The following is a 19,574-nucleotide window of genomic DNA, read 5'->3' as shown; positions in this document are numbered from 1 at the left end:
TTTACGGAGTTATCACATGAATTCGTTATCCCGCACACAAAAACCACGGGCAGGTTTTACCCTGCTGGAAGTGATGGTGGTGATTGTTATTCTTGGCGTCCTGGCAAGTCTGGTGGTGCCTAACCTTTTGGGCAACAAAGAGAAAGCAGATCGGCAAAAAGCCATCAGCGATATCGTGGCGCTGGAGAACGCGCTGGATATGTACCGACTGGATAACGGGCGTTATCCGACCACCGAACAGGGGCTTGAGGCGCTGATCCAGCAACCGGCCAATATGGCGGACTCCCGCAACTACCGTCCTGGTGGATACATCAAACGGCTGCCAAAGGATCCGTGGGGCAATGATTATCAGTATCTCAGCCCGGGTGAAAAAGGACTGTTTGATGTTTACACCTTAGGGGCGGATGGTCAGGAAAACGGGGAAGGTGCTGGCGCAGATATCGGTAACTGGAATTTGCAGGAGTTTCAGTAATCAGTGCCCAAACGCGGATTCACTCTTCTGGAAATCATGCTGGTGATTTTCCTTATCGGCCTTGCCAGTGCGGGCGTGGTACAGACTTTTGCGAGCCGTTCTGAACCGCCCGCGAAAAAAGCGGCGCAGGATTTCCTGACTCGCTTTGCGCAGTTTAAGGACAGGGCAGTGATCGAAGGGCAAACACTCGGTGTGCTAATCGACCCGCCTGGTTATCAGTTTATGCAGCGTCGTCACGGGCAGTGGTTGCCCGTTTCCGCGACCCGGTTATCGGCACAGGTTACGGTGGCGAAACAGGTGCAAATGCTGTTACAACCCGGAAGTGATATCTGGCAGAAGGAATATGCGCTGGAGCTGCAACGCCGTCGCCTGACGCTGCACGATATTGAACTGGAGCTGCAAAAAGAGGCGAAAAAGAAGACGCCGCAGATCCGTTTTTCGCCTTTTGAACCCGCCGCGCCGTTTACGCTGCGCTTCTACTCGGCGGCGCAAAACGCGTGTTGGGCGGTAAAGCTGGCGCACGATGGCGCGTTATCCCTCAATCAATGTGATGAGAGGATGCCATGAAGCGCGGATTTACCTTGCTGGAAGTGATGATCGCACTGGCGATTTTTGCGCTGGCTGCCACGGCGGTATTACAGATCGCCAGCGGCGCGCTGAGTAATCAGCAAATTCTTGAGGAAAAAACGGTAGCGGGCTGGGTAGCCGAAAACCAGACCGCGCTGCTTTACCTGATGACCCGCGAACAACGGGCGGTCAGGCATCAGGGCGAGAGCGATATGGCAGGAAGCCGCTGGTACTGGCGAACGATCCCTCTGAATACAGGTAACGCGCTGCTCCAGGCGGTGGATATTGAAGTCAGCCGTCACGAAGACTTTTCGTCGGTGATTCAGTCACGACGCGCCTGGTTTAGCGCTGTGGGAGGCCAACAGTGAGAAGGACTCGCGCTGGTTTCACGTTACTGGAAATGCTGGTGGCAATCGCCATTTTTGCCTCGCTGGCACTGATGGCACAGCAGGTGACAAACGGCGTCACACGCGTGAATAGCGCCGTCGCCGGACACGATCAAAAACTGAACCTCATGCAGCAAACGATGAGTTTTCTGACCCACGATCTGACACAAATGATGCCGCGTCCGGTAAGAGGCGATCAGGGTCAGCGAGAACCTGCGTTACTGGCGGGCGCTGGCGTGCTGGCCTCTGAGAGTGAAGGAATACGCTTTGTACGCGGCGGTGTGGTTAATCCATTGATGCGTCTGCCGCGCAGTAATCTGCTCACCGTCGGTTACCGCATTCATGACGGTTATCTCGAACGGTTAGCCTGGCCGCTGACCGATGCCGCAGGCAGCGTGAAGCCAACAACGCAAAAGTTGATTCCGGCGGATTCACTTCGTTTGCAGTTTTACGACGGCACTCGCTGGCAGGAAACCTGGTCATCAGTGCAGGCGATCCCTGTGGCAGTGCGCATGACTCTGCATTCGCCGCAATGGGGCGAGATTGAACGCATCTGGTTGTTACGCGGGCCGCAATTATCATGATCACCTCACCACCAAAACGCGGAATGGCACTGGTCGTAGTGCTGGTATTGCTGGCGGTCATGATGCTGGTAACCATCACGCTTTCCGGGCGGATGCAGCAACAACTTGGGCGAACGCGCAGCCAGCAGGAGTACCAGCAGGCGCTGTGGTATAGCGCCAGTACAGAAAGCCTCGCGCTGAGCGCACTCAGTCTGAGCCTGAAAAATGAAAAGCGCGTGCATCTGGCGCAGCCGTGGGCTTCTGGCCCTCGTTTTTTCCCACTGCCGCAGGGGCAAATCGCCGTCACTCTGCGTGACGCACAGGCCTGCTTTAACCTGAATGCCCTCGCTCAGCCGACGACGGCGTCGCGTCCGCTCGCGGTACAACAACTGATTGCCCTGATCTCGCGCCTGGATGTGCCTGCTTATCGGGCCGAACTGATAGCCGAAAGCCTGTGGGAATTTATTGACGAGGACCGCAGCGTGCAGACGCGTCTGGGCCGTGAAGACAGCGAGTATCTCGCCCGTTCGGTACCGTTCTACGCCGCCAATCAACCGCTGACCGATATCAGCGAAATGCGCGTGGTACAGGGAATGGACGCCGGACTTTATCAAAGACTGAAACCGCTGGTCTGTGCGCTGCCAATGACCCGCCAGCAAATCAACATCAACACCCTGGACGTCACGCAAAGTGTGATTTTTGAGGCGCTGTTTGACCCGTGGTTAAGCCCTGTTCAGGCGCGGGCGTTATTACAACAACGTCCGGCGAAGGGCTGGGAAGATGTCGATCAGTTTCTCGCACAGCCGCTGCTCGTTGACGTCGATGAGCGTACTAAAAAACAGCTAAAAACCGTCCTGAGCGTGGACAGCAATTACTTCTGGCTGCGTTCAGATATCACCGTGAATGAGATTGAACTGACGATGAATTCGTTAATTGTCCGCATGGGCCCACAACACTTTTCGGTTCTCTGGCATCAGACAGGAGAAAGTGAGTGAGTTCCATGCTTGAGATTTTTTTCCCGCTTTGCGCCGCTGATCCCATCCGTTGGCAGCGCCGTACACCCGACGTGGAGCACGGTATCTGGCCTGACGTTGCTGACGAACATCTCCAGCAATGGCTGCAAACTGATGCGATTCGACTCTACATTCCCGGCGAATGGATTAGCGTCTGGCAGGTTGAACTGCCTGATGTGCCTCGCAAGCAGACACCGACGATTCTGCCCGCCTTGCTGGAAGAAGAGCTGAACCAGGATATCGATGAACTGCATTTCGCCGCGTTGAAAATCGACCCGCAACTGGCAACCGTGGCGGTGATTCACCAACAGCATATGCGCAACATTGCGCAGTGGTTGCAGGCAAACGGCATCACCCGCGCTACCGTCGCGCCAGACTGGATGTCCATTCCTTGTGGGTTTATGGCTGGCGATGCGCAACGGGTTATCTGCCGCATCAATGAATGCCGGGGATGGAGCGCCGGGCGGGCGCTGGCTCCGCTCATGTTCCGCGCACAGCTCAATGAGCAGGCATCACCGCTTTCGCTGACCGTAGTCGGAATCGCGCCGGAAGAGCTATCTGCATGGGCTGGCCCAGACGCTGAACGTCTGACAGTGACGGCCCTGCCAGCCGTTACCACTTATGGCGAACCTGAAGGGAACCTGCTAACAGGGCCGTGGCAGCCTCGTGTCAGCTACCGAAAACAGTGGGCGCGCTGGCGGGTGATGATTCTGCCGATATTGCTGATTCTGGTTGCGCTGGTAGTGGAACGGGGCGTGACGTTATGGAGCGTCAGCGAACAGGTGGCGCAAAGTCGCACCCGGGCGGAGAAACAGTTCTTAACGCTATTCCCGGAGCAGAAGCGGATTGTGAATTTACGCTCTCAGGTGACGATGGCGCTGAAAAAATATCGCCCACAGGCCGACGATACCCGGCTGCTCGCAGAATTGTCAGCGATCGCCAGTACCCTGAAATCAGTGTCACTTACCGACATCGAAATGCGTGGTTTCACCTTTGATCAAAAACGCCAGACGCTTCATCTCCAGCTACGGGCTGCGAACTTTGCCAGCTTCGACAAACTGCGTAGCGCACTGGCGGCAGATTATGTTGTGCAACAGGACGCGTTACAGAAAGAGGGTGATGCGGTTTCCGGCGGCGTAACGTTGCGGAGGAAATAACATGTTACGCGATAAATTTATTCACTATTTTCAGCAATGGCGTGAACGCCAGTTAAGCCGTGGCGAACACTGGCTGGCACAACACCTGGCGGGGCGTTCTCCGCGCGAAAAGGGCATGTTACTGGCTGCGGTAGTGTTCCTGTTTAGTGCCGGATATTACGTCCTCATCTGGCAACCGCTGAGCGAACGGATTGAGCAACAGGAGACGATGTTGCAGCAACTGGAGGCGATGAACACCCGACTGAAGCGCGCCGCGCCGGATATTATTGCAGCGCGAAACTCCGCCACAACAACGCCTGCGCAGGTATCGCGGGTCATCAGTGATAGTGCTTCCGCGCACTCGGTGGTCATCAAACGGATAGCCGAGCGAGGGGAGAATATTCAAGTCTGGATAGAACCTGTGGTGTTTAATGGCCTGCTGAACTGGCTCAATATGCTGAATGAAAAATATGCGCTGCGGGTGACACAAATTGATGTCAGCGCTGGTGAGAAGGCAGGAATGGTGAACATGCAGCGACTGGAATTTGGGCGGGGCTGATCGTCACAAGTGGCTTATCACCGTGACCACACCCCTCCTGAATGATAAATGTGGATACTGGCGGGCTTCCGCCAGCCTTTCATATTGTGAACAATTGCACCATGCCATATCAGAACGTTGATTTGTGAAAACTACATCATGGTACGTTGATCATGAGAAAAATGTCATTCGCGGATGATTATTATCCTGTCCACGCGCTATGAATAGTTTGAAATAGCAGATAAGTAATTTTTCGATTTTTACACCATTCACCGCATTACTGTTTTCATAAAATACATTATTAATGTGAATATATTTAGCATTATCGTTGATTAGTTGCATCGGTATATAATGAGCACCTTTTTATAATCAACAGAACAATACAACTCACGAACGAAGGATCGAAAAAATGAGTACCAGGTCAATATTCTTTTTATGCGCAACCGCATTTCTGTTTGCAGGTTGCACACCTCACTCACCGATAGACGCAAAGAAAACGACACCTGTGGTGAAAGAGAATAATGCGAAATCGAAAAGTGCCTCATCCTTGTTGACAGATAAAGATATTTTTGGCAATGAAACGACCTTAAATATTTCAGAAGAAGATATTCAGGCGGCCCTGGAAGGTGAAGAATTCCGTGTTCCTTTGAGCTCCCCTATTATTCTTGTGCAATCTGGCAGTCGTGCGCCAGAAGCCATCATGCAACAGGAAATGAGTAAATATTATACTGTCGCTACATTTTCTGGCATCCCGGATCGGCAGAAAACACCAACATGCAATAAAGACAAAAATAAAAATGACGAATCAGATGTTGCCAATTCAGAAAATATTAACTGGATGCAGGCATTGCGCTATATTGCAGCAAAAGGACATCAGAAAGCAATTATTGTTTATCAGGATACGTTACAGACTGGAAAATATAACTCAGCGACAAAAATGATGGTCTGGTCAGATTATAAAAATGAGAAACTGACTGATACCATGTCGCTGCGTTACTTAATGCGCTTTACACTTGTCGATGTTGCATCAGGGGAATAGGCTACCTGGTCACCCGTTAATTATGAGTCGCGAGTTATTTTCCTCAAAGCTGATAAAAAAAGCGCAAATGGAACCGAAGTCACTGAGCAACAAATCTCTCAGCTAAAAGAAAGAACTTACGCAGCGATGGTACAAGACCTGGTAAAACGTTATCAATAATCATACCAGTCTGCCACTGGTGTAATTAGTGGCAGACTGGAATATGTTCATCTGTAAAATTCAAAGATTTTCTTATCATATTTTTTGATTGCATTATCATTATCCATATTGAATGTTTTTTTACCGGCATCAAATACCCACATCCGTTAATAAAGGGTTGCTCGGTTGCATTTCACGACAGGCGAATGTTAATTTTCTATATTACCTTCTTATTTACTGCTATTACAATTGCCCCTTTTATATCGTCTTTTATCACACAATATATAAGTGCACATTATCATTCATGCGGAGATAATACCGGCATTTTCTCTGGAGAGGCGTATGTTAAGAATGGTATGGATTGCAATTTATTGGTCTGGTAAGCGCAGTGCATCAGGCAATCCTTTATTTATCATTAGTCTCAGCCCGCCTTACCGGCGGGCTATTCATTTCCGTAATTACTCTTTCAACACAATTAACGGTTCAATATCACTCTCTTTTTTAATAACCAGAGAATCATCACCGCGTAAGCATGTGCCACCATAATTACCACCAACCGTAAATGTACAGACCTGAATATATTTTCCGGCTACGTTTGGTAAGCACCATAGTTGCTGGTAAATATTTTTTTGCTCTGCAAACTTACCGCTGGTCTTATCAAGCAACTCTTCCTGGTGGCTCACCAGATCAATATTGCTCCCGCACCTACCGGCAATTGGCTTCACAGCATAGCCCGTACGGATCAGTTCGTCGTTTACCGTAAAATCAGTGTCCAGTAAGTAACGATGATGCGGGAAAAGCGACCATAAGATAGGTAATATCGCTTTATTTCCTGGAATTACTGTCCATAAAGGCTCAAATACCAGCACTTCTGGACGCAGCAGAACATCGATCAGGCGCACCTCATTTTGCGGATGACCTGTACGAATTGGAACCGCAGCAAACTCTTTGTCACTCACTTCCCGGATTTGGTCGAAGGCGGTTTCCCACGCCCAGGTTTTCCAGACGCAATTGACCAACCGGCCTTCGCCGTCAATCAGCTGCCCGGCATCATCCCAGCGTAATTCTGCCAGTCCGCGCACTATTTTCGTTTCAAATCCTGCCTGATGAAGTGCCTGCTGCATAAACTGCGCGTGATAATTCTCTTCGATATCATCATCTTGCATAATATGCACAAAAGGTCGTGCACGGCTATGTTTCCATGCCCCTGCCAGCTCGTTCAATAAGCCCTCAGCCGGGTTATGACCGTTGCCTTTGTAGCCCTGCTCCGCCCACTTCTCAAGAATCAATCCAGCTTCGGTATGGCAGGAAGCAGAATCAGCGTTGTATTCATAGACCTTTAGCCCGCGCTCATCCATACAAAAGTCCATGCGCCCGGTGATCATATGGTGACGACGACGTTGCCAGGAAAGACGTAAACGTGGCCAAAGAATTTTGGGAATATCAAATAGCGCTAATAAGTTATCATCTTTCAGCACTTTGTCAGTGGCGTGAAGATACATTAAATGCAACTCGTTGGTTGCTTTGATTAACTCCTGCTCGGCGCTTTCGGTAATTGTGAAATACTGACATGGGTCCTGGTTAATCACCTGACCGTTCGCCTGAACGTAAGCGTTTTGTAGTGGATCCTGCTCATCCAGCCATTTCCCGTCAAACTGACCTTTATCTTCCAGACGAGCACCACGAATCTTCAGCGCATCACTGGCAATCTCCGGTTGTGGCAGGCTGTGTTGCGTATCATCAGTCTGGATCATCCAGCCCAAAATCGTCGTGTCATCGAAGGTGTCGCGCAGAGTATAACGCCCATTCTCCACAACCATCTCCAGTTCACGTGTCCATTGCTGCCCAGGAGGAAGCGGCGTGTGGATCACATTCTGTTCGGCGATGCGGACTTTATTGCCATGCAATTGGGTAATAATGGCAACATGACCGGTATCTTTAAATTCACCGCCTTTATCCCAGATAAGTAACGCACCAGCGACTGGCGCACGCGGTGAACCGTTCGGAAATGCCTGCAATGGCAGGATGTTGTCATTCACCACTTCACGCAGAAAACGCAGCGAGAAAATCTCCCACGCCATCCCTACGTCAGTGAACACTACCCCATAGTTAAGAAAGAGAAAACGGCGGGCGAACTCAACGCACTGCCATTTGTGCCCCATATATTCATCATCGATGTAGCTGCGAAAAGCGGAATCATCTTCATATTCCCGTGGATCAAGGGAGCTGTAATCTGATGAGTAGATAGCTACACCACCGGGGGCGTAGCCCAATAATGTCCCAAAGGGGGCATCCTGACTGGTCGTTCCTTTGCTCATGTAATTTAACCTTAACATTACAACCTGAGCAGTCTGGCGTGACTGTTGTGCTCTGTTTTACTGCTCAGCGACGATTACCGGACAGAGGTCCATTTATCATACACCTCATCACCACAGACTGCTGGCCCATAAAAAAAATTGATAAGCACAATAATTCAGGGTTACTTAACTTTTGGTTTTATGGAGACTTTTTTTATTGCTACCTCATTCATCAGCTTTTTATCAGGATGTTTTTCTGCGAAATATGTTAAAGGGATAAAGTGATGAAGATTTCGCCATCCATAAGAAATGCTAACGTAAAGAGATAAATAACAGACTATGGAATAAGGGGAAGTACTGATTCGTGCTTATTGTTGACCTGTTCTCGTGAAACGAGAAAGTCATTTAAGAAAATTTATCCGCCTCAGGAGTATGGTATGCGCCTAAGTAGTAGCACGCCTTGTGTGGTGATCCTCACGAAGAAAAAGGTTGAGCTTAAAATCAATGAACACTCCCCTATGATCCTCCCGGAAAATAATCTGACCGTCATTGCCTGCAATAATAACAATATTGAATTCTCCTCAATGAGCAACACGATGGTGGTGCATATCAGCATGGAGGTAATCAATGATTATCTCCTCTTTCTCAATAAAAATTTAACCTGCGTTAAACCATGGCCACGACAGAAACTACCGCTCATTTCCTGCCATAGCCGTACACCCGAAGTATTTGGCCTGGTGTCGTATCTTAATCAGGAAGAAAAAACGACGCCTTGCGAAATCGCCCTTAACCGCTCACTACTTTTTACTGTGCTTTCGAACTTTCTTGAACATAGCGGATTCATCGCGCTGCTTATGTATATGTTGCGCAGCAGCGTGCGTGACAGCGTTTGCCGGATTATTCAAAGTGATATTAAGCATTACTGGAGCCTGCGGCAAATCGCCAGCATTCTTTGCCTCAGCCCGAGTTTACTTAAAAAGAAGTTAAAAAACGAAAATACCAGTTATAGCCAGATCATTACCGAGTGCCGAATGCGTTATGCCAGTAAGCAACTATTAATGGATGACAAAAATATTGCTCAAATATCACAAATGTGCGGCTATAACAGTACGTCTTATTTTATTTCCGTATTTAAATCTTTTTATGGCGTAACGCCAATGCATTATATTGCTGAGCATCGCCAGCATGTAATGCCCTGATCTGCCACCTGACAGCAGGCAATGAACTGCTACACTGCTTCAACACCACCACTCACAAGGCAGGTCATTATGGCAGACAATACTTATCAACCCGCGAAAGTCTGGACGTGGGAGAAATCCGCAGGCGGCGCGTTCGCCAATATCAATCGCCCGGTTTCTGGTCCAACGCATGAGAAAACGCTGCCGGTGGGCAAGCACCCGTTGCAGCTCTATTCTCTGGGCACGCCAAACGGTCAGAAAGTGACAATTATGCTTGAAGAGCTGCTGGCGCTGGGCGTTACTGGTGCAGAGTACGACGCCTGGCTGATTCGTATTAGCGATGGCGATCAATTCTCCAGCGGCTTTGTCGAAGTGAACCCGAATTCGAAGATTCCGGCGCTGCGCGATCATACTCATAATCCGCCACTCCGCGTGTTTGAGTCAGGCTCGATTCTGCTTTATCTGGCGGAGAAATTTGGCTACTTCCTGCCGCAGGATCTGGCAAAACGGACCGAAACGCTGAACTGGCTGTTCTGGTTACAGGGTGCCGCGCCGTTCCTCGGCGGTGGTTTTGGTCACTTTTACCATTACGCGCCGGTGAAAATTGAATACGCCATCAACCGCTTTACCATGGAAGCCAAGCGCCTGCTCGACGTGCTGGATAAGCAACTGGCGCAGCATAAGTTTGTTGCGGGCGATGAGTACACAATTGCGGATATGGCAATCTGGCCGTGGTTTGGCAACGTTGTGTTAGGTGGTGTGTATGATGCCGCAGAGTTTCTTGATGCGGGCAGTTATAAACACGTGCAACGCTGGGCGCAAGAAGTGGGCGAACGTCCGGCAGTGAAACGTGGGCGTATTGTTAACCGCACCAACGGGCCGCTGAACGAGCAGTTGCATGAGCGCCATGACGCCAGTGATTTTGAGACGAATACGGAAGATAAGCGCCAGGGGTAAGTCGCAACATTGGCAGGCTTATAGCTATGTAGCCGGATAAAGCATTTACGCCGCATCCGGCTTTTATCATCACGCGCTGGTAATGTCGTAATCCATTTGGCGCAGCGCGTCTAATGTGGCTTTGGCTTCGTCTTCGTCGATGATGCTCATGGCAAATCCGACGTGCACCAGCACCCACTGGCCCAGCAGATCGGCAGGGTTACCTTCGCAAATCAGGGCGATATTCACGTCGCGCTTGATACCACATACTTCAACCTGCGCAAGCTGGTGAATATCTTCACCGACAGCCAGCACCTGGCCTGGAACGCCAATACACATTGTTAACTCCGGTTATTCAACTTCAATACTTTTGACGATCAGCGAATCGCCGGTATCGACACGCAACCGCTCGCCATGACAGAGCGGGCACTGCGCATCGTGCTGATGAATCTCCACCACCTGGCTGCAATCCCAGCACCAGGCCTGGGCGGGTTTATAGACGATATGTAAATCGCACCCTTGGGCCACCGTTCCCTGGCAGACAATTTCAAAACTAAAACGGACAGCGCTCTCCTCAACGCAGGAGAGCGCGCCAATTTCCAGCCACACGGCGGTGACGCGCTTAACATCATGCTGCTCCGCCTGCCGTTGGATAATTTCAACGGCGCTCTGGCAAAGCGACAACTCATGCATTTTCACCACTCCTGCGGCCAAATAGCAGGGCACGACGCCCTGCGTGTGGTACATCCGGATTGGTGACCGGCAGCGAAAGGATCATCCGCGCGCAGTCATCCGTCAGCCGTTGGCCCTCTTCAATCGACATGCTATGCGAAAGCGGCGACATCAGCGAGCAGGAGAGGTATTGCGAAACACCGTCCAGTTCACCAACAGTAAAGGTCATGGTGCCATACGGCAGTTGCAGACCAATTTTTTCACTGACTTTGCGCAGTGGCCAGAGTTGATCCGGGCCGGGGAAGATAACTGCACTCAGCATCCACGGGGTGATTACACACCCCGTCCACTGACCTTCGAACAGCGTAAAGTCAGAAACATACACTGGCATTGAAGGATGCAGAAAAGAGAGATCGTGCATCGAACGCCGGGCAATTTCTTCAAAAGCTGCCTGTATTTGCGCCTTCGGGGAGGTCTGAAAACCAGCTATCTCTTCAGTCATGAGTCGCCTCCCGTGGGATGGCTTCCACGCCTGATTCGCGCAGCGCAGCCAGAACCTGCTCAAGCGCAGGTTCAATCGTCGCTTCGACCGTCGGTGTCAAACCGATGTGCGGCTCCAGCGATTCCGGGATCACGCCGACCAGGGTCAGTTTTTTCGGAAACTCGCCGGTGAAGCGCAGGGCCGACAATACGTCGGCCAGGCCAAGCTGATGCGGAGAGATTTTGTTGGTAAACAACGCCGGAACTTCTTCATCCCGCAGGATCATCATCGTTCCCGGCGCGTTCTTTTTCGACACAATGGCATCGGCGATAATCAGATGATCGCGATTTGCCATGTCGCCAAGCAGCTCCATTCCCGCCGTGCCGCCATCGAGGATCTCAACATAATCCGGCAGAATGTATCGTTGTTCTAATGCTTCGACAATCCGCACACCGATGGCTTCATCGGTCAGCAAAATATTGCCAACCCCTAAGACTAAAATACGCATTACAGTACCTTCACTGAAACCACTTCGTTGCCGTCGGCATCCACTACGTGTACCGCACAGGCCATGCACGGGTCAAAGGAGTGAATGGTTCGCACGACTTCCAGCGGTTTATTCGGATCGGCAACCGGCGTGCCCACCAGCGACTGCTCGTAAGGACCAACGTCATCATTGAAGTTACGCGGGCCAGAGTTCCAGGTTGATGGAACAACTGCCTGGTAGTTGCTGATGATACCGTCTTTAATCACCATCCAGTGAGAGAGCATACCGCGCGGCGCTTCAAGGAAGCCAACGCCTTTGAACTCACCTGTAGCCGGAATGTTCGGCTTCACAAAGGTGGTGTGATCGCCTTTGCCGATATTGGTGATCAGCGCACTGTATTGGTTTTGCAGGATATCCTGCAATTCGCAGCAGTGAACGGTACGACCAATGATACGGCCCAGCGTGGAGTGCAGCTGCGCCACTTCCAGCGTGTTGCCAGTCAGTTTCTGATAAATCGCAACGATTTCATTCAGTTTGTTCTGGGTAGACTCGCGTCCTGCCGCCAGTTTCACCAGCATGTTAGCCAGCGGCCCCACTTCTACCGTTTTGCCGTAGAAAGTCGGTGATTTCACCCAGGAATATTTGCCGTCGTCAGACCAACCATCATAAGCCGGAATAGTGGTGCCTTCCCACGGTGCCTGCGGCGCTTCGTCTTTATACCAGGAGTGCTTCGCACTTTCCTGAATCCCTTTGATCAGATATTCATCGGAATGGGAAGTGATCGGACGATACGAGGACAGATCCGCATTCTCAATGTAGCCGCCTGGGAACAGGAAGCTACCGTTTTTGCTGTCGGTCGGGAATTCCGGCACGCTCAGGTAGTTCACCGCACCTTTACCACGCTCCAGCCATTCCGGATAGAACGCGGCGATAACCGCGGTATCAACCTTGTAAACCTGCTCAACAAAGTCGCTCAGTTTGTCGATGAAAGACTTGATGTACATCAGGCGCTCAAGGTTCAGCACACCCAGACCGTCGAGGTTGATCGGGTTCGCGACACCACCTACCGCCAGGTTCTGAATGTGCGGCGTTTTACCGCCCAGCAGCGCCACGACGCGGTTAGCGTCACGCTGGCACTCCAGCGCTTGCAGGTAGTGCGCTACCGCAATCAGGTTCACTTCCGGCGGCAGTTTCATTGCCGGGTGACCCCAGTAGCCATTGGCGAAAATACCCAACTGACCGCTGGCAACCAGATCTTTGATCTTGTTCTGAACTTTGGTGAACTCTTCCGGGCTGTTCAGATGCCAGGTCGAAACGCCTTTCAGCATTTCCGAGGCTTTGGTTGGGTCAGCTTGCAGTGCAGAAGTGATGTCCACCCAGTCCAGCGCTGAAAGCTGATAGAAATGAACGATATGGTCATGCGTGGTGTGCGCAGCCAGAATGATGTTACGGATGTATTGCGCGTTAACCGGAACGTCGATATTCAGCGCGCTCTCTGCCGCACGAACGGAAGACAGCGCGTGAGTAGTCGTACATACGCCACAGATACGTTGCACAATCATCCATGCATCGCGCGGATCGCGGTTTTTCACGATCTCTTCCATGCCGCGCCACATGGTACCGGAAGCCCATGCTTTCGAAACGACGCCATTTTCGATTTCGCAATCTATGCGTAAATGCCCTTCAATACGGGTTACCGGATCAATAGTAATTCTCTGGCTCATGCTTTGCTCGCCTCATGACGATTATGATCGTTTTGTTTTAAAGGAGGAAGTATCGGCAGTAGACGAATGAGTACGATGTAAGCGCAAATCTCAATAGCCACAAAACCAATAGAAATCAACAGTTCTTCCCAGGTCGGGAAGTAGGCGTAACCGCCGCCCGGGTTGAATGCCACCAGCGAATAGGTCAGACGCCAGGTTGCACAACCTAACAGTGCGCTCAGTGCCGACAGGAACAGCATGCGGGAATCATTACGCAGCTTCGCCACACGCAGAACGACCAGCGGGAAGAGCATCAGCAGGACTTCAATCCAGAACATCACGGAGTAGAAGTCACCGGCAAACGCTAACGACAGCTTGTCGCGATAGATCAGCTCGCCAAAGCGCAGCACGATGAAAATCGCCAGCAACACACTGATGGTGTTGGTCAGTTTGACGAACAGGCTCTTTTCATCCGGACCGTTGCCACGCAAACCCGCCTGTACCAGCGAACCTTCAAAAATGACAATCGAGAAGCCCATGATGAACGCCGTCAGCAGTGAGAACAGCGGTAACATTTCATAGCTCTGCCACAACGGATGCACTTTGTAGCCCGCCGAGATCATCAGCGACCCCATTGAAGACTGGTGCATAGTTGGCAGCAGCGCACCAAGCGCGATGATGAAGAACATCACCTTGTTCAGACGCTTGAGCGATACTTTCCAACCCAGACGTTCAAACAGTGCCGGAGCAAACTCGAGTGCCATCACGCCGATGTAGATAGTCATACAGACCGCCGTCTCGAACAGTACCGAGTTCACGTTGAAGTGACCCGGAATGTAGAAGTACGGCAGGTTCCAGTAGCGACCAACGTCGATAGTGATCGACAAGCCACCCAGTGAGTAACCAAACAGACTTGCCAACAGTGCCGGACGTACCAGCGGATGGTATTGCCCACGGTTAAAGACGTATACCGCCCACGCCAGCGCCCAGCCGCCACAGGCGAAGCCGGTGCCGATCAACAGGTCAAACGCGATCCACACGCCCCACGGGAAGCCGCCGTTCAGGTCAGAGACAGAGCCCAGACCGAACACCAGACGCTTCACAATCAGGAGCATACAGATGACGATTAACGGTCCAAAAATCATGACCGGTTTACTGATGATTTTGCCGCCCAGCGGTTGTGGATCATGACTCATGATCGTCTCCTCCGTCGTGATGGTCGTTTTTGGTGTTGCGACGAACCAGCACGGTTAAGCCCGCCAGCACAGCCAGTGGTAGCATCATGCCTTTATACAGGGTGTGTTGAACATGTTCGGAACGCGCACCAGTAGAAAGATCGTCCAGTTTCGGCAGGTCGAGATTTTCATAAGGCAAACCCGTCAGTACCAGTACCTGAGTACCGCCGCCCTCTTTCTCGCCGTACAGATGCGGATAATATTTCGGCACCGTATGCAGGTAAGTGTCGCCAGATTTCAGCGTCTGACGCGGATAGTGGTATTCGCTGCCAGGCTTCAGCGCCAGACGTTTTTTCGCCTCCGCCATCAGCTCTTCACGCGTACCAAAAATCACCGCGCCCGCCGGGCACACTTCTACGCAGCCAGGCAGACCGCCTTTATCAAGACGTTCCACACCTTTCTGGTTGCAAAGCTCACACTTATGCAGCGCACCAAACGGGTTGTTGTAGTCGTACTTCGGCACGTTGTACGGACAGGCAACCATGCAGTAACGGCAGCCGGTGCACACATCTTTGTCGTAATGGACAATGCCGGTTTTCGGATCTTTTTTCAGCGCAGAAACCGGGCACACTGAGACACAGTTCGGATCGACGCAGTGCATACACTGTTTCTTAATGTACGCATAGCCGTTCTCTTCCTGGTCTTTGTTGACTCCCGTGCCGCTGGTCCACACCTGGATAATGTTATTGGTGTACGGCGACAGTTTGTCGTTATTCGACCAGGTCTGTTCCCCTTGTGGGTTACGTTCAGGGAAGTTGATATCCTGACACTTAGTGACGCAAGCCTGGCAGCCTACGCACAGCGTCGAGTCGTACAACATCCCCAGCGATCCCGGAATTGGCGGGCGGTTTTCAGCAGCCGCATGACTGACAGACGGCAACGCGCCCGTCAGCAATGCCCCGCAGGAGGCTGCTTTAATAAAATTACGTCTGTTCACGGTTATTCTCCCCGTGAGTCAGCGTTATCTTTCTTTTGCTGACGACCCAGTTCACGCACCGCCATCACGCTGACACCGGCAACCAGCCCAACCACACCGCCGAGCAAACCGATAGCGCCCGCAGAGACGTTGCCGCCTTCTTTAGCGTTAACGTCCGGTTTCTGTGAACGCGGAGTCTGATTTTCGACGTTGGCAAGCTGATGGATGCCTTTATGGAAGCCGATACCTTCTTCATTACAGCCATAGCACGGGTGACCAATCGCCACCGGCCACACACCGCCAACATCGCAGAATTGCAGCGTTGAGCAGTTGCCGTAAGTTTCCGGCCCTTTACAGCCGAGATGGTACAGGCACCAGCCTTCACGGTGGCCTTCGTCGCCGAACTCTTTCGCAAAGCGACCAGCATCGAAGTGCGGGCGACGTTCACAGTGTTCGTGAATCAGACGACCATAGGCGAAGGTCGGACGGTTTTTGTCATCCAGTTTCGGCGGTTTGCCGTAAGTGATGATGTGCGCAACAGTCGCGAGGAAGTTGTGCGGGTTCGGCGGGCAGCCTGGAATGTTGATAACGGTTTTGCCCGGCAGAACCTCTTGCAGGCTGACAGCACCAGTTGGGTTAACTCCAGCTGCGGCAACACCGCCCCACGCAGAGCAGGAACCAATAGCGATAATGGCTGCTGCGCCTTCCGCCGCTTTGCGGATGTGATCCACAATCGGCTCACCGGCAACCATGCAGTAAATACCGTTATCTTTTAGCGGGATGGAACCATCAACCACCAACACGTATTGCCCTTTGTACTTCTCAAGTGCGTTGTGTTTGTTCTCTTCAACCTGGTGACCGAAAGCAGCAGAAAGCACTTCGTGATACTCCAGAGAAATAGTCTCCAGCACGAGATTTTCTACCGTCGGGTGGGTGGCACGAAGCAGAGACTCGGTACAACCGGTACACTCCTGCGCGCCAATCCAGATAACTGGTGGGCGCTGTGGATTAGCGACCGATTCCGCCATCTCTGCGGCGGCTTTGCTACTTAACCCCATGGTGGCGGCCAATGCTGCACAAAGCTTCATGAAATCACGACGGTTAATGCCGTGAGAATTATCGAGAGTGTTATCTCCAGTCATTTATAGTTATTCCATTGCAAAGACCTGGCTTATATTTTGCACCTTTCGCAAATTTCATAATGCGATCAATGCGCCATTTACCACACTTTTCTTATGGTTATCCGTGCAATGATACCGGGAAGGAATAACAAAACGAAGGGATGAACTATTAGTGTAAGTAATTTAAGTGAACAAATACCTAAGTCAGATCAATGTTCCAGCCGATAGCCCGCCATGAAAAAGCGCAGAGTCGTACTGGAGTTATTCTCGCGGAAAAAGTCCATCACCATATCTTTATCTAATCCATAGCGTTTGGTTAAAATTCCCGCTTCCCAGGCGCTTAATTGCCGATCGCCCGTTTTCTCATACATCCGATGAGAAAAGCCCAGCACGAATCCACGCTTATAATCGGCACAAAATTTCGCCACACTCTGTGCACTATCGGCATGAGTCGCGTTTAACCCTGCCATCAATCCTTTGCCAAAATGATTATTCATTGTTCGCTCCCAACCGATATATAACAATGTATATAACGATATATTAAGCAAAGAAATGAACGATCGCACGCTATTTTTAATCGCACTTGAACAAATAATAAATAATGTAATTATCAAGAGAGGTACTTATTAAACCATGCAAGTGTACGTTGCCAGGCTAATTCCGCCGCAGCCTGGTCATATCGGGGGGTAGAATCATTATGGAAACCATGGTTCACACCTGGGTAGATATATGCTTGATAGATTTTATTATTCGCCTTAAGCGCTTTTTCATACTCAGGCCAACCTTCATTTATACGCGTATCCAGTTCGGCATAATGTAACAATATTGGCGCTTTAATAGCCGGAACATCGGCGGCAGCAATCTGACGACCATAAAACGGCACCGCGCAGGCCAGTTCCGGATACGCGACAGCCGCCGCGTTCGATACACCACCGCCATAGCAAAATCCCGTAATAGCCACTTTGCCAGTCGCTTGCGGATAGCGTTGCATAAATTCGATCGCAGCAAAGAAATCATTCATCAGTTTGGTTGGATCAACCTGCTGTTGCAGTTCGCGGCCTTTATCATCGTTACCAGGATAGCCACCTACTGAGCTTAAACCGTCTGGTGCCAGGGCGATGTACCCCGCCTTCGCCACTCGCCGCGCCACGTCTTCGATATACGGATTCAGCCCACGATTCTCATGCACCACCACCACGGCTGGTGTTTTGCCGCTCATCTTCGCGGGCTTCACCAGATAACCACGTACTTCATCGTGACCATTTGGCGAAGGATACGTGATGTACTCAGCAACAATTTCCGGGTCGGTAAACTCCACCTGGGTCGCCCATACGTAATTTGGTCGAAGCAAATCAAACAATGCTAATGCCGTCATCCCACCCACCGCATACTTCGCTGCCATATTGAGGAACTCACGTTTCGAAATTTTCCCGTGAGCGTAATAGTCGTAGTAATCCAGCAGCTCCTGCGGGAAATCTTTGGCGGTCAGACGCGGCATCGTTGCATTCCTCAATTGCTGTTTTTTTAAGCAAAGCATAAGCGCGTGTTTTTGCCCAGTTTTTCGTCACACTGTGAGCGATGCTACGGGATATCCCCTGGTAAATCGCTAGACTGGAAACATTGTTTCGAAATTGAACGGTGGAAAGGAGAGGTCATGGTCTGGTTAGCGAATCCCGAACGTTACGGGCAGATGCAGTACCGCTATTGCGGAAAAAGCGGTTTACGCCTGCCCGCGTTATCGCTCGGTTTATGGCACAATTTCGGTCACGTTAACGCGCTGGAATCACAGCGCGTGATTCTGCGAAAAGCTTTTGATTTAGGCATTACACACTTTGATTTAGCCAACAACTACGGGCCTCCTCCAGGAAGCGCAGAAGAGAACTTTGGTCGCCTGCTGCGCGAGGATTTTGCTGCTTATCGCGATGAACTGATTATCTCTACCAAAGCTGGCTACGATATGTGGCCCGGCCCGTACGGCTCTGGCGGCTCACGTAAATACCTGCTCGCCAGCCTCGACCAAAGCCTGAAGCGTATGGGACTGGAGTATGTCGATATCTTTTACTCTCATCGCGTCGATGAAAATACGCCGATGGAAGAAACCGCCTCTGCGCTGGCTCATGCGGTACAAAGCGGTAAAGCGCTTTATGTCGGGATCTCCTCTTACTCGCCAGAGCGGACGCAAAAAATGGTCGAATTACTGCGTGAGTGGAAAATTCCGCTGTTAATTCATCAACCTTCATACAATTTACTTAACCGCTGGGTAGATAAAAGTGGCCTGCTGGATACCCTGGAAAATAACGGCGTGGGCTGCATTGCCTTTACTCCTCTGGCTCAGGGATTGCTGACCGGCAAATATCTCAACGGTATTCCTGAAGATTCACGGATGCATCGTGAAGGGAATAAAGTTCGTGGCCTGACACCGAAAATGCTCACCGAAGCCAACCTCAACAGCCTGCAGTTATTAAATGAAATGGCACAGCAGCGCGGTCAGTCGATGGCGCAAATGGCGTTAAGCTGGTTGCTGAAAGATGAGCGAGTGACGTCGGTATTGATTGGTGCCAGCCGTGCGGAGCAACTGGAAGAGAACGTGGAGGCGCTAAATAATCTGACGTTTAGCACTGAGGAGTTAGCGCAGATTGACCAGCATATAGCCGATGGCGAGCTGAATCTGTGGCAGGCATCGTCCGATAAATGAC

21 protein-coding genes and 1 pseudogene are annotated in these 19,574 nt (G+C 51.0%); 11 read left to right on the top strand and 11 right to left on the bottom strand.

The features are described 5' to 3' along the window. The first annotated feature begins 16 nt into the window (after window positions 1-16). The 8 genes and pseudogenes from gspG (at window position 17) to K0335_RS05995 (ending at window position 5,873) form a co-directional block, all read left to right on the top strand. On the top strand, window positions 17-472 hold the full coding sequence (gene gspG / locus K0335_RS06030) for a type II secretion system major pseudopilin GspG (RefSeq protein ID WP_001087291.1): 456 nt from the start codon (window positions 17-19) through the stop codon (window positions 470-472). Window positions 473-475: 3 nt separating this feature from the next. Further along, window positions 476-1,039, top strand: coding sequence for a type II secretion system minor pseudopilin GspH (gene gspH, locus K0335_RS06025; protein WP_160193710.1), 564 nt, complete (start codon window positions 476-478; stop codon window positions 1,037-1,039). Next, window positions 1,036-1,407, top strand: a complete 372-nt coding sequence (gspI, locus tag K0335_RS06020) for a type II secretion system minor pseudopilin GspI (protein WP_046076356.1) — start codon at window positions 1,036-1,038, stop codon at window positions 1,405-1,407. Before gspH ends, gspI begins: the two co-directional genes overlap by 4 nt. Next, window positions 1,404-2,009, top strand: a complete 606-nt coding sequence (gene gspJ / locus K0335_RS06015; protein ID WP_001255038.1) for a type II secretion system minor pseudopilin GspJ — start codon at window positions 1,404-1,406, stop codon at window positions 2,007-2,009. The genes gspI and gspJ overlap by 4 nt, the downstream gene beginning before the upstream one ends. Next, window positions 2,006-2,983, top strand: coding sequence for a type II secretion system minor pseudopilin GspK (gene gspK, locus K0335_RS06010; protein ID WP_219393767.1), 978 nt, complete (start codon window positions 2,006-2,008; stop codon window positions 2,981-2,983). The genes gspJ and gspK overlap by 4 nt, the downstream gene beginning before the upstream one ends. Next, window positions 2,980-4,158 (top strand): type II secretion system protein GspL, encoded by a 1,179-nt coding sequence (gene gspL, locus K0335_RS06005; protein ID WP_160193712.1) that lies wholly within the window; start codon window positions 2,980-2,982, stop codon window positions 4,156-4,158. Before gspK ends, gspL begins: the two co-directional genes overlap by 4 nt. Window position 4,159: 1 nt before the next feature. After that, window positions 4,160-4,696, top strand: a complete 537-nt coding sequence (gene yghD / locus K0335_RS06000; RefSeq protein WP_160193713.1) for a GspM family type II secretion system protein YghD — start codon at window positions 4,160-4,162, stop codon at window positions 4,694-4,696. A 388-nt stretch (window positions 4,697-5,084) separates the two neighbouring features. Then, a pseudogene (locus K0335_RS05995) lies at window positions 5,085-5,873 on the top strand (hypothetical protein). A 437-nt stretch (window positions 5,874-6,310) separates the two neighbouring features. Here the strand turns inward: K0335_RS05995 and gss are convergent. After that, the gene (gene gss / locus K0335_RS05990; RefSeq protein WP_000033699.1) at window positions 6,311-8,170 is read right to left on the bottom strand and encodes a bifunctional glutathionylspermidine amidase/synthase; all 1,860 of its coding nucleotides are present in this window, start codon (window positions 8,168-8,170) and stop codon (window positions 6,311-6,313) included. A gap of 416 nt (window positions 8,171-8,586) precedes the next feature. On the opposite strand from gss, the gene K0335_RS05985 reads away from it, so the two are divergent. After that, the gene (locus K0335_RS05985) at window positions 8,587-9,348 is read left to right on the top strand and encodes an AraC family transcriptional regulator (protein WP_001239994.1); all 762 of its coding nucleotides are present in this window, start codon (window positions 8,587-8,589) and stop codon (window positions 9,346-9,348) included. Window positions 9,349-9,417: 69 nt separating this feature from the next. Then, entirely contained in the window at window positions 9,418-10,284 is an 867-nt protein-coding gene (gene yghU / locus K0335_RS05980) for a glutathione-dependent disulfide-bond oxidoreductase (RefSeq protein WP_002432522.1), read from the top strand. A 69-nt stretch (window positions 10,285-10,353) separates the two neighbouring features. Here the strand turns inward: yghU and hybG are convergent, their stop codons facing one another. The 10 genes from hybG to yghX all read right to left on the bottom strand — a co-directional run bounded on the left by hybG (window position 10,354) and on the right by yghX (window position 18,376). After that, entirely contained in the window at window positions 10,354-10,602 is a 249-nt protein-coding gene (hybG, locus tag K0335_RS05975; RefSeq protein WP_000334896.1) for a hydrogenase maturation factor HybG, read from the bottom strand. 12 nt (window positions 10,603-10,614) lie between these two features. Continuing rightward, the gene (gene hypA / locus K0335_RS05970) at window positions 10,615-10,956 is read right to left on the bottom strand and encodes a hydrogenase maturation nickel metallochaperone HypA (RefSeq protein WP_000544957.1); all 342 of its coding nucleotides are present in this window, start codon (window positions 10,954-10,956) and stop codon (window positions 10,615-10,617) included. After that, the gene (gene hybE / locus K0335_RS05965) at window positions 10,949-11,437 is read right to left on the bottom strand and encodes a hydrogenase-2 assembly chaperone (RefSeq protein WP_104920283.1); all 489 of its coding nucleotides are present in this window, start codon (window positions 11,435-11,437) and stop codon (window positions 10,949-10,951) included. Before hybE ends, hypA begins: the two co-directional genes overlap by 8 nt. Beyond that, a complete protein-coding gene (locus tag K0335_RS05960; RefSeq protein ID WP_104920282.1) occupies window positions 11,430-11,924 on the bottom strand; it encodes a HyaD/HybD family hydrogenase maturation endopeptidase in 495 nt (164 codons plus the stop codon). The genes hybE and K0335_RS05960 overlap by 8 nt, the downstream gene beginning before the upstream one ends. Next, window positions 11,924-13,627, bottom strand: coding sequence for a hydrogenase 2 large subunit (hybC, locus tag K0335_RS05955; RefSeq protein WP_000083057.1), 1,704 nt, complete (start codon window positions 13,625-13,627; stop codon window positions 11,924-11,926). Before hybC ends, K0335_RS05960 begins: the two co-directional genes overlap by 1 nt. Then, window positions 13,624-14,802: a Ni/Fe-hydrogenase cytochrome b subunit gene (gene hybB, locus K0335_RS05950; protein ID WP_000017694.1), complete on the bottom strand. Its 1,179-nt coding sequence runs from the start codon at window positions 14,800-14,802 to the stop codon at window positions 13,624-13,626. Before hybB ends, hybC begins: the two co-directional genes overlap by 4 nt. Continuing rightward, complete coding sequence (hybA, locus tag K0335_RS05945) at window positions 14,792-15,778, bottom strand: hydrogenase 2 operon protein HybA (protein ID WP_104920281.1); 987 nt, start codon at window positions 15,776-15,778, stop codon at window positions 14,792-14,794. Before hybA ends, hybB begins: the two co-directional genes overlap by 11 nt. Before the next feature lie 2 nt (window positions 15,779-15,780). Continuing rightward, a complete protein-coding gene (gene hybO / locus K0335_RS05940; RefSeq protein WP_000145402.1) occupies window positions 15,781-16,899 on the bottom strand; it encodes a hydrogenase 2 small subunit in 1,119 nt (372 codons plus the stop codon). Window positions 16,900-17,087: 188 nt separating this feature from the next. Further along, window positions 17,088-17,375: a DUF2623 family protein gene (locus K0335_RS05935; RefSeq protein WP_001059144.1), complete on the bottom strand. Its 288-nt coding sequence runs from the start codon at window positions 17,373-17,375 to the stop codon at window positions 17,088-17,090. A 113-nt stretch (window positions 17,376-17,488) separates the two neighbouring features. After that, window positions 17,489-18,376: a YghX family hydrolase gene (gene yghX, locus K0335_RS05930; RefSeq protein WP_024256528.1), complete on the bottom strand. Its 888-nt coding sequence runs from the start codon at window positions 18,374-18,376 to the stop codon at window positions 17,489-17,491. A 156-nt stretch (window positions 18,377-18,532) separates the two neighbouring features. On the opposite strand from yghX, the gene gpr reads away from it, so the two are divergent. Next, window positions 18,533-19,573 carry an L-glyceraldehyde 3-phosphate reductase gene (gene gpr, locus K0335_RS05925; RefSeq protein WP_000262185.1) on the top strand — a complete coding sequence of 347 codons (1,041 nt, stop codon included), beginning with the start codon at window positions 18,533-18,535 and terminating at the stop codon, window positions 19,571-19,573. The last annotated feature ends 1 nt before the right edge of the window (window position 19,574 follow it).

The sequence above is a fragment of the Escherichia sp. GZ89 genome, from assembly GCF_019366485.1.
Lineage (GTDB): Bacteria > Pseudomonadota > Gammaproteobacteria > Enterobacterales > Enterobacteriaceae > Escherichia > Escherichia fergusonii.
Note: the sequence above shows the minus strand (reverse complement) of the source record. Positions and strands in the feature narration are given on the sequence as shown.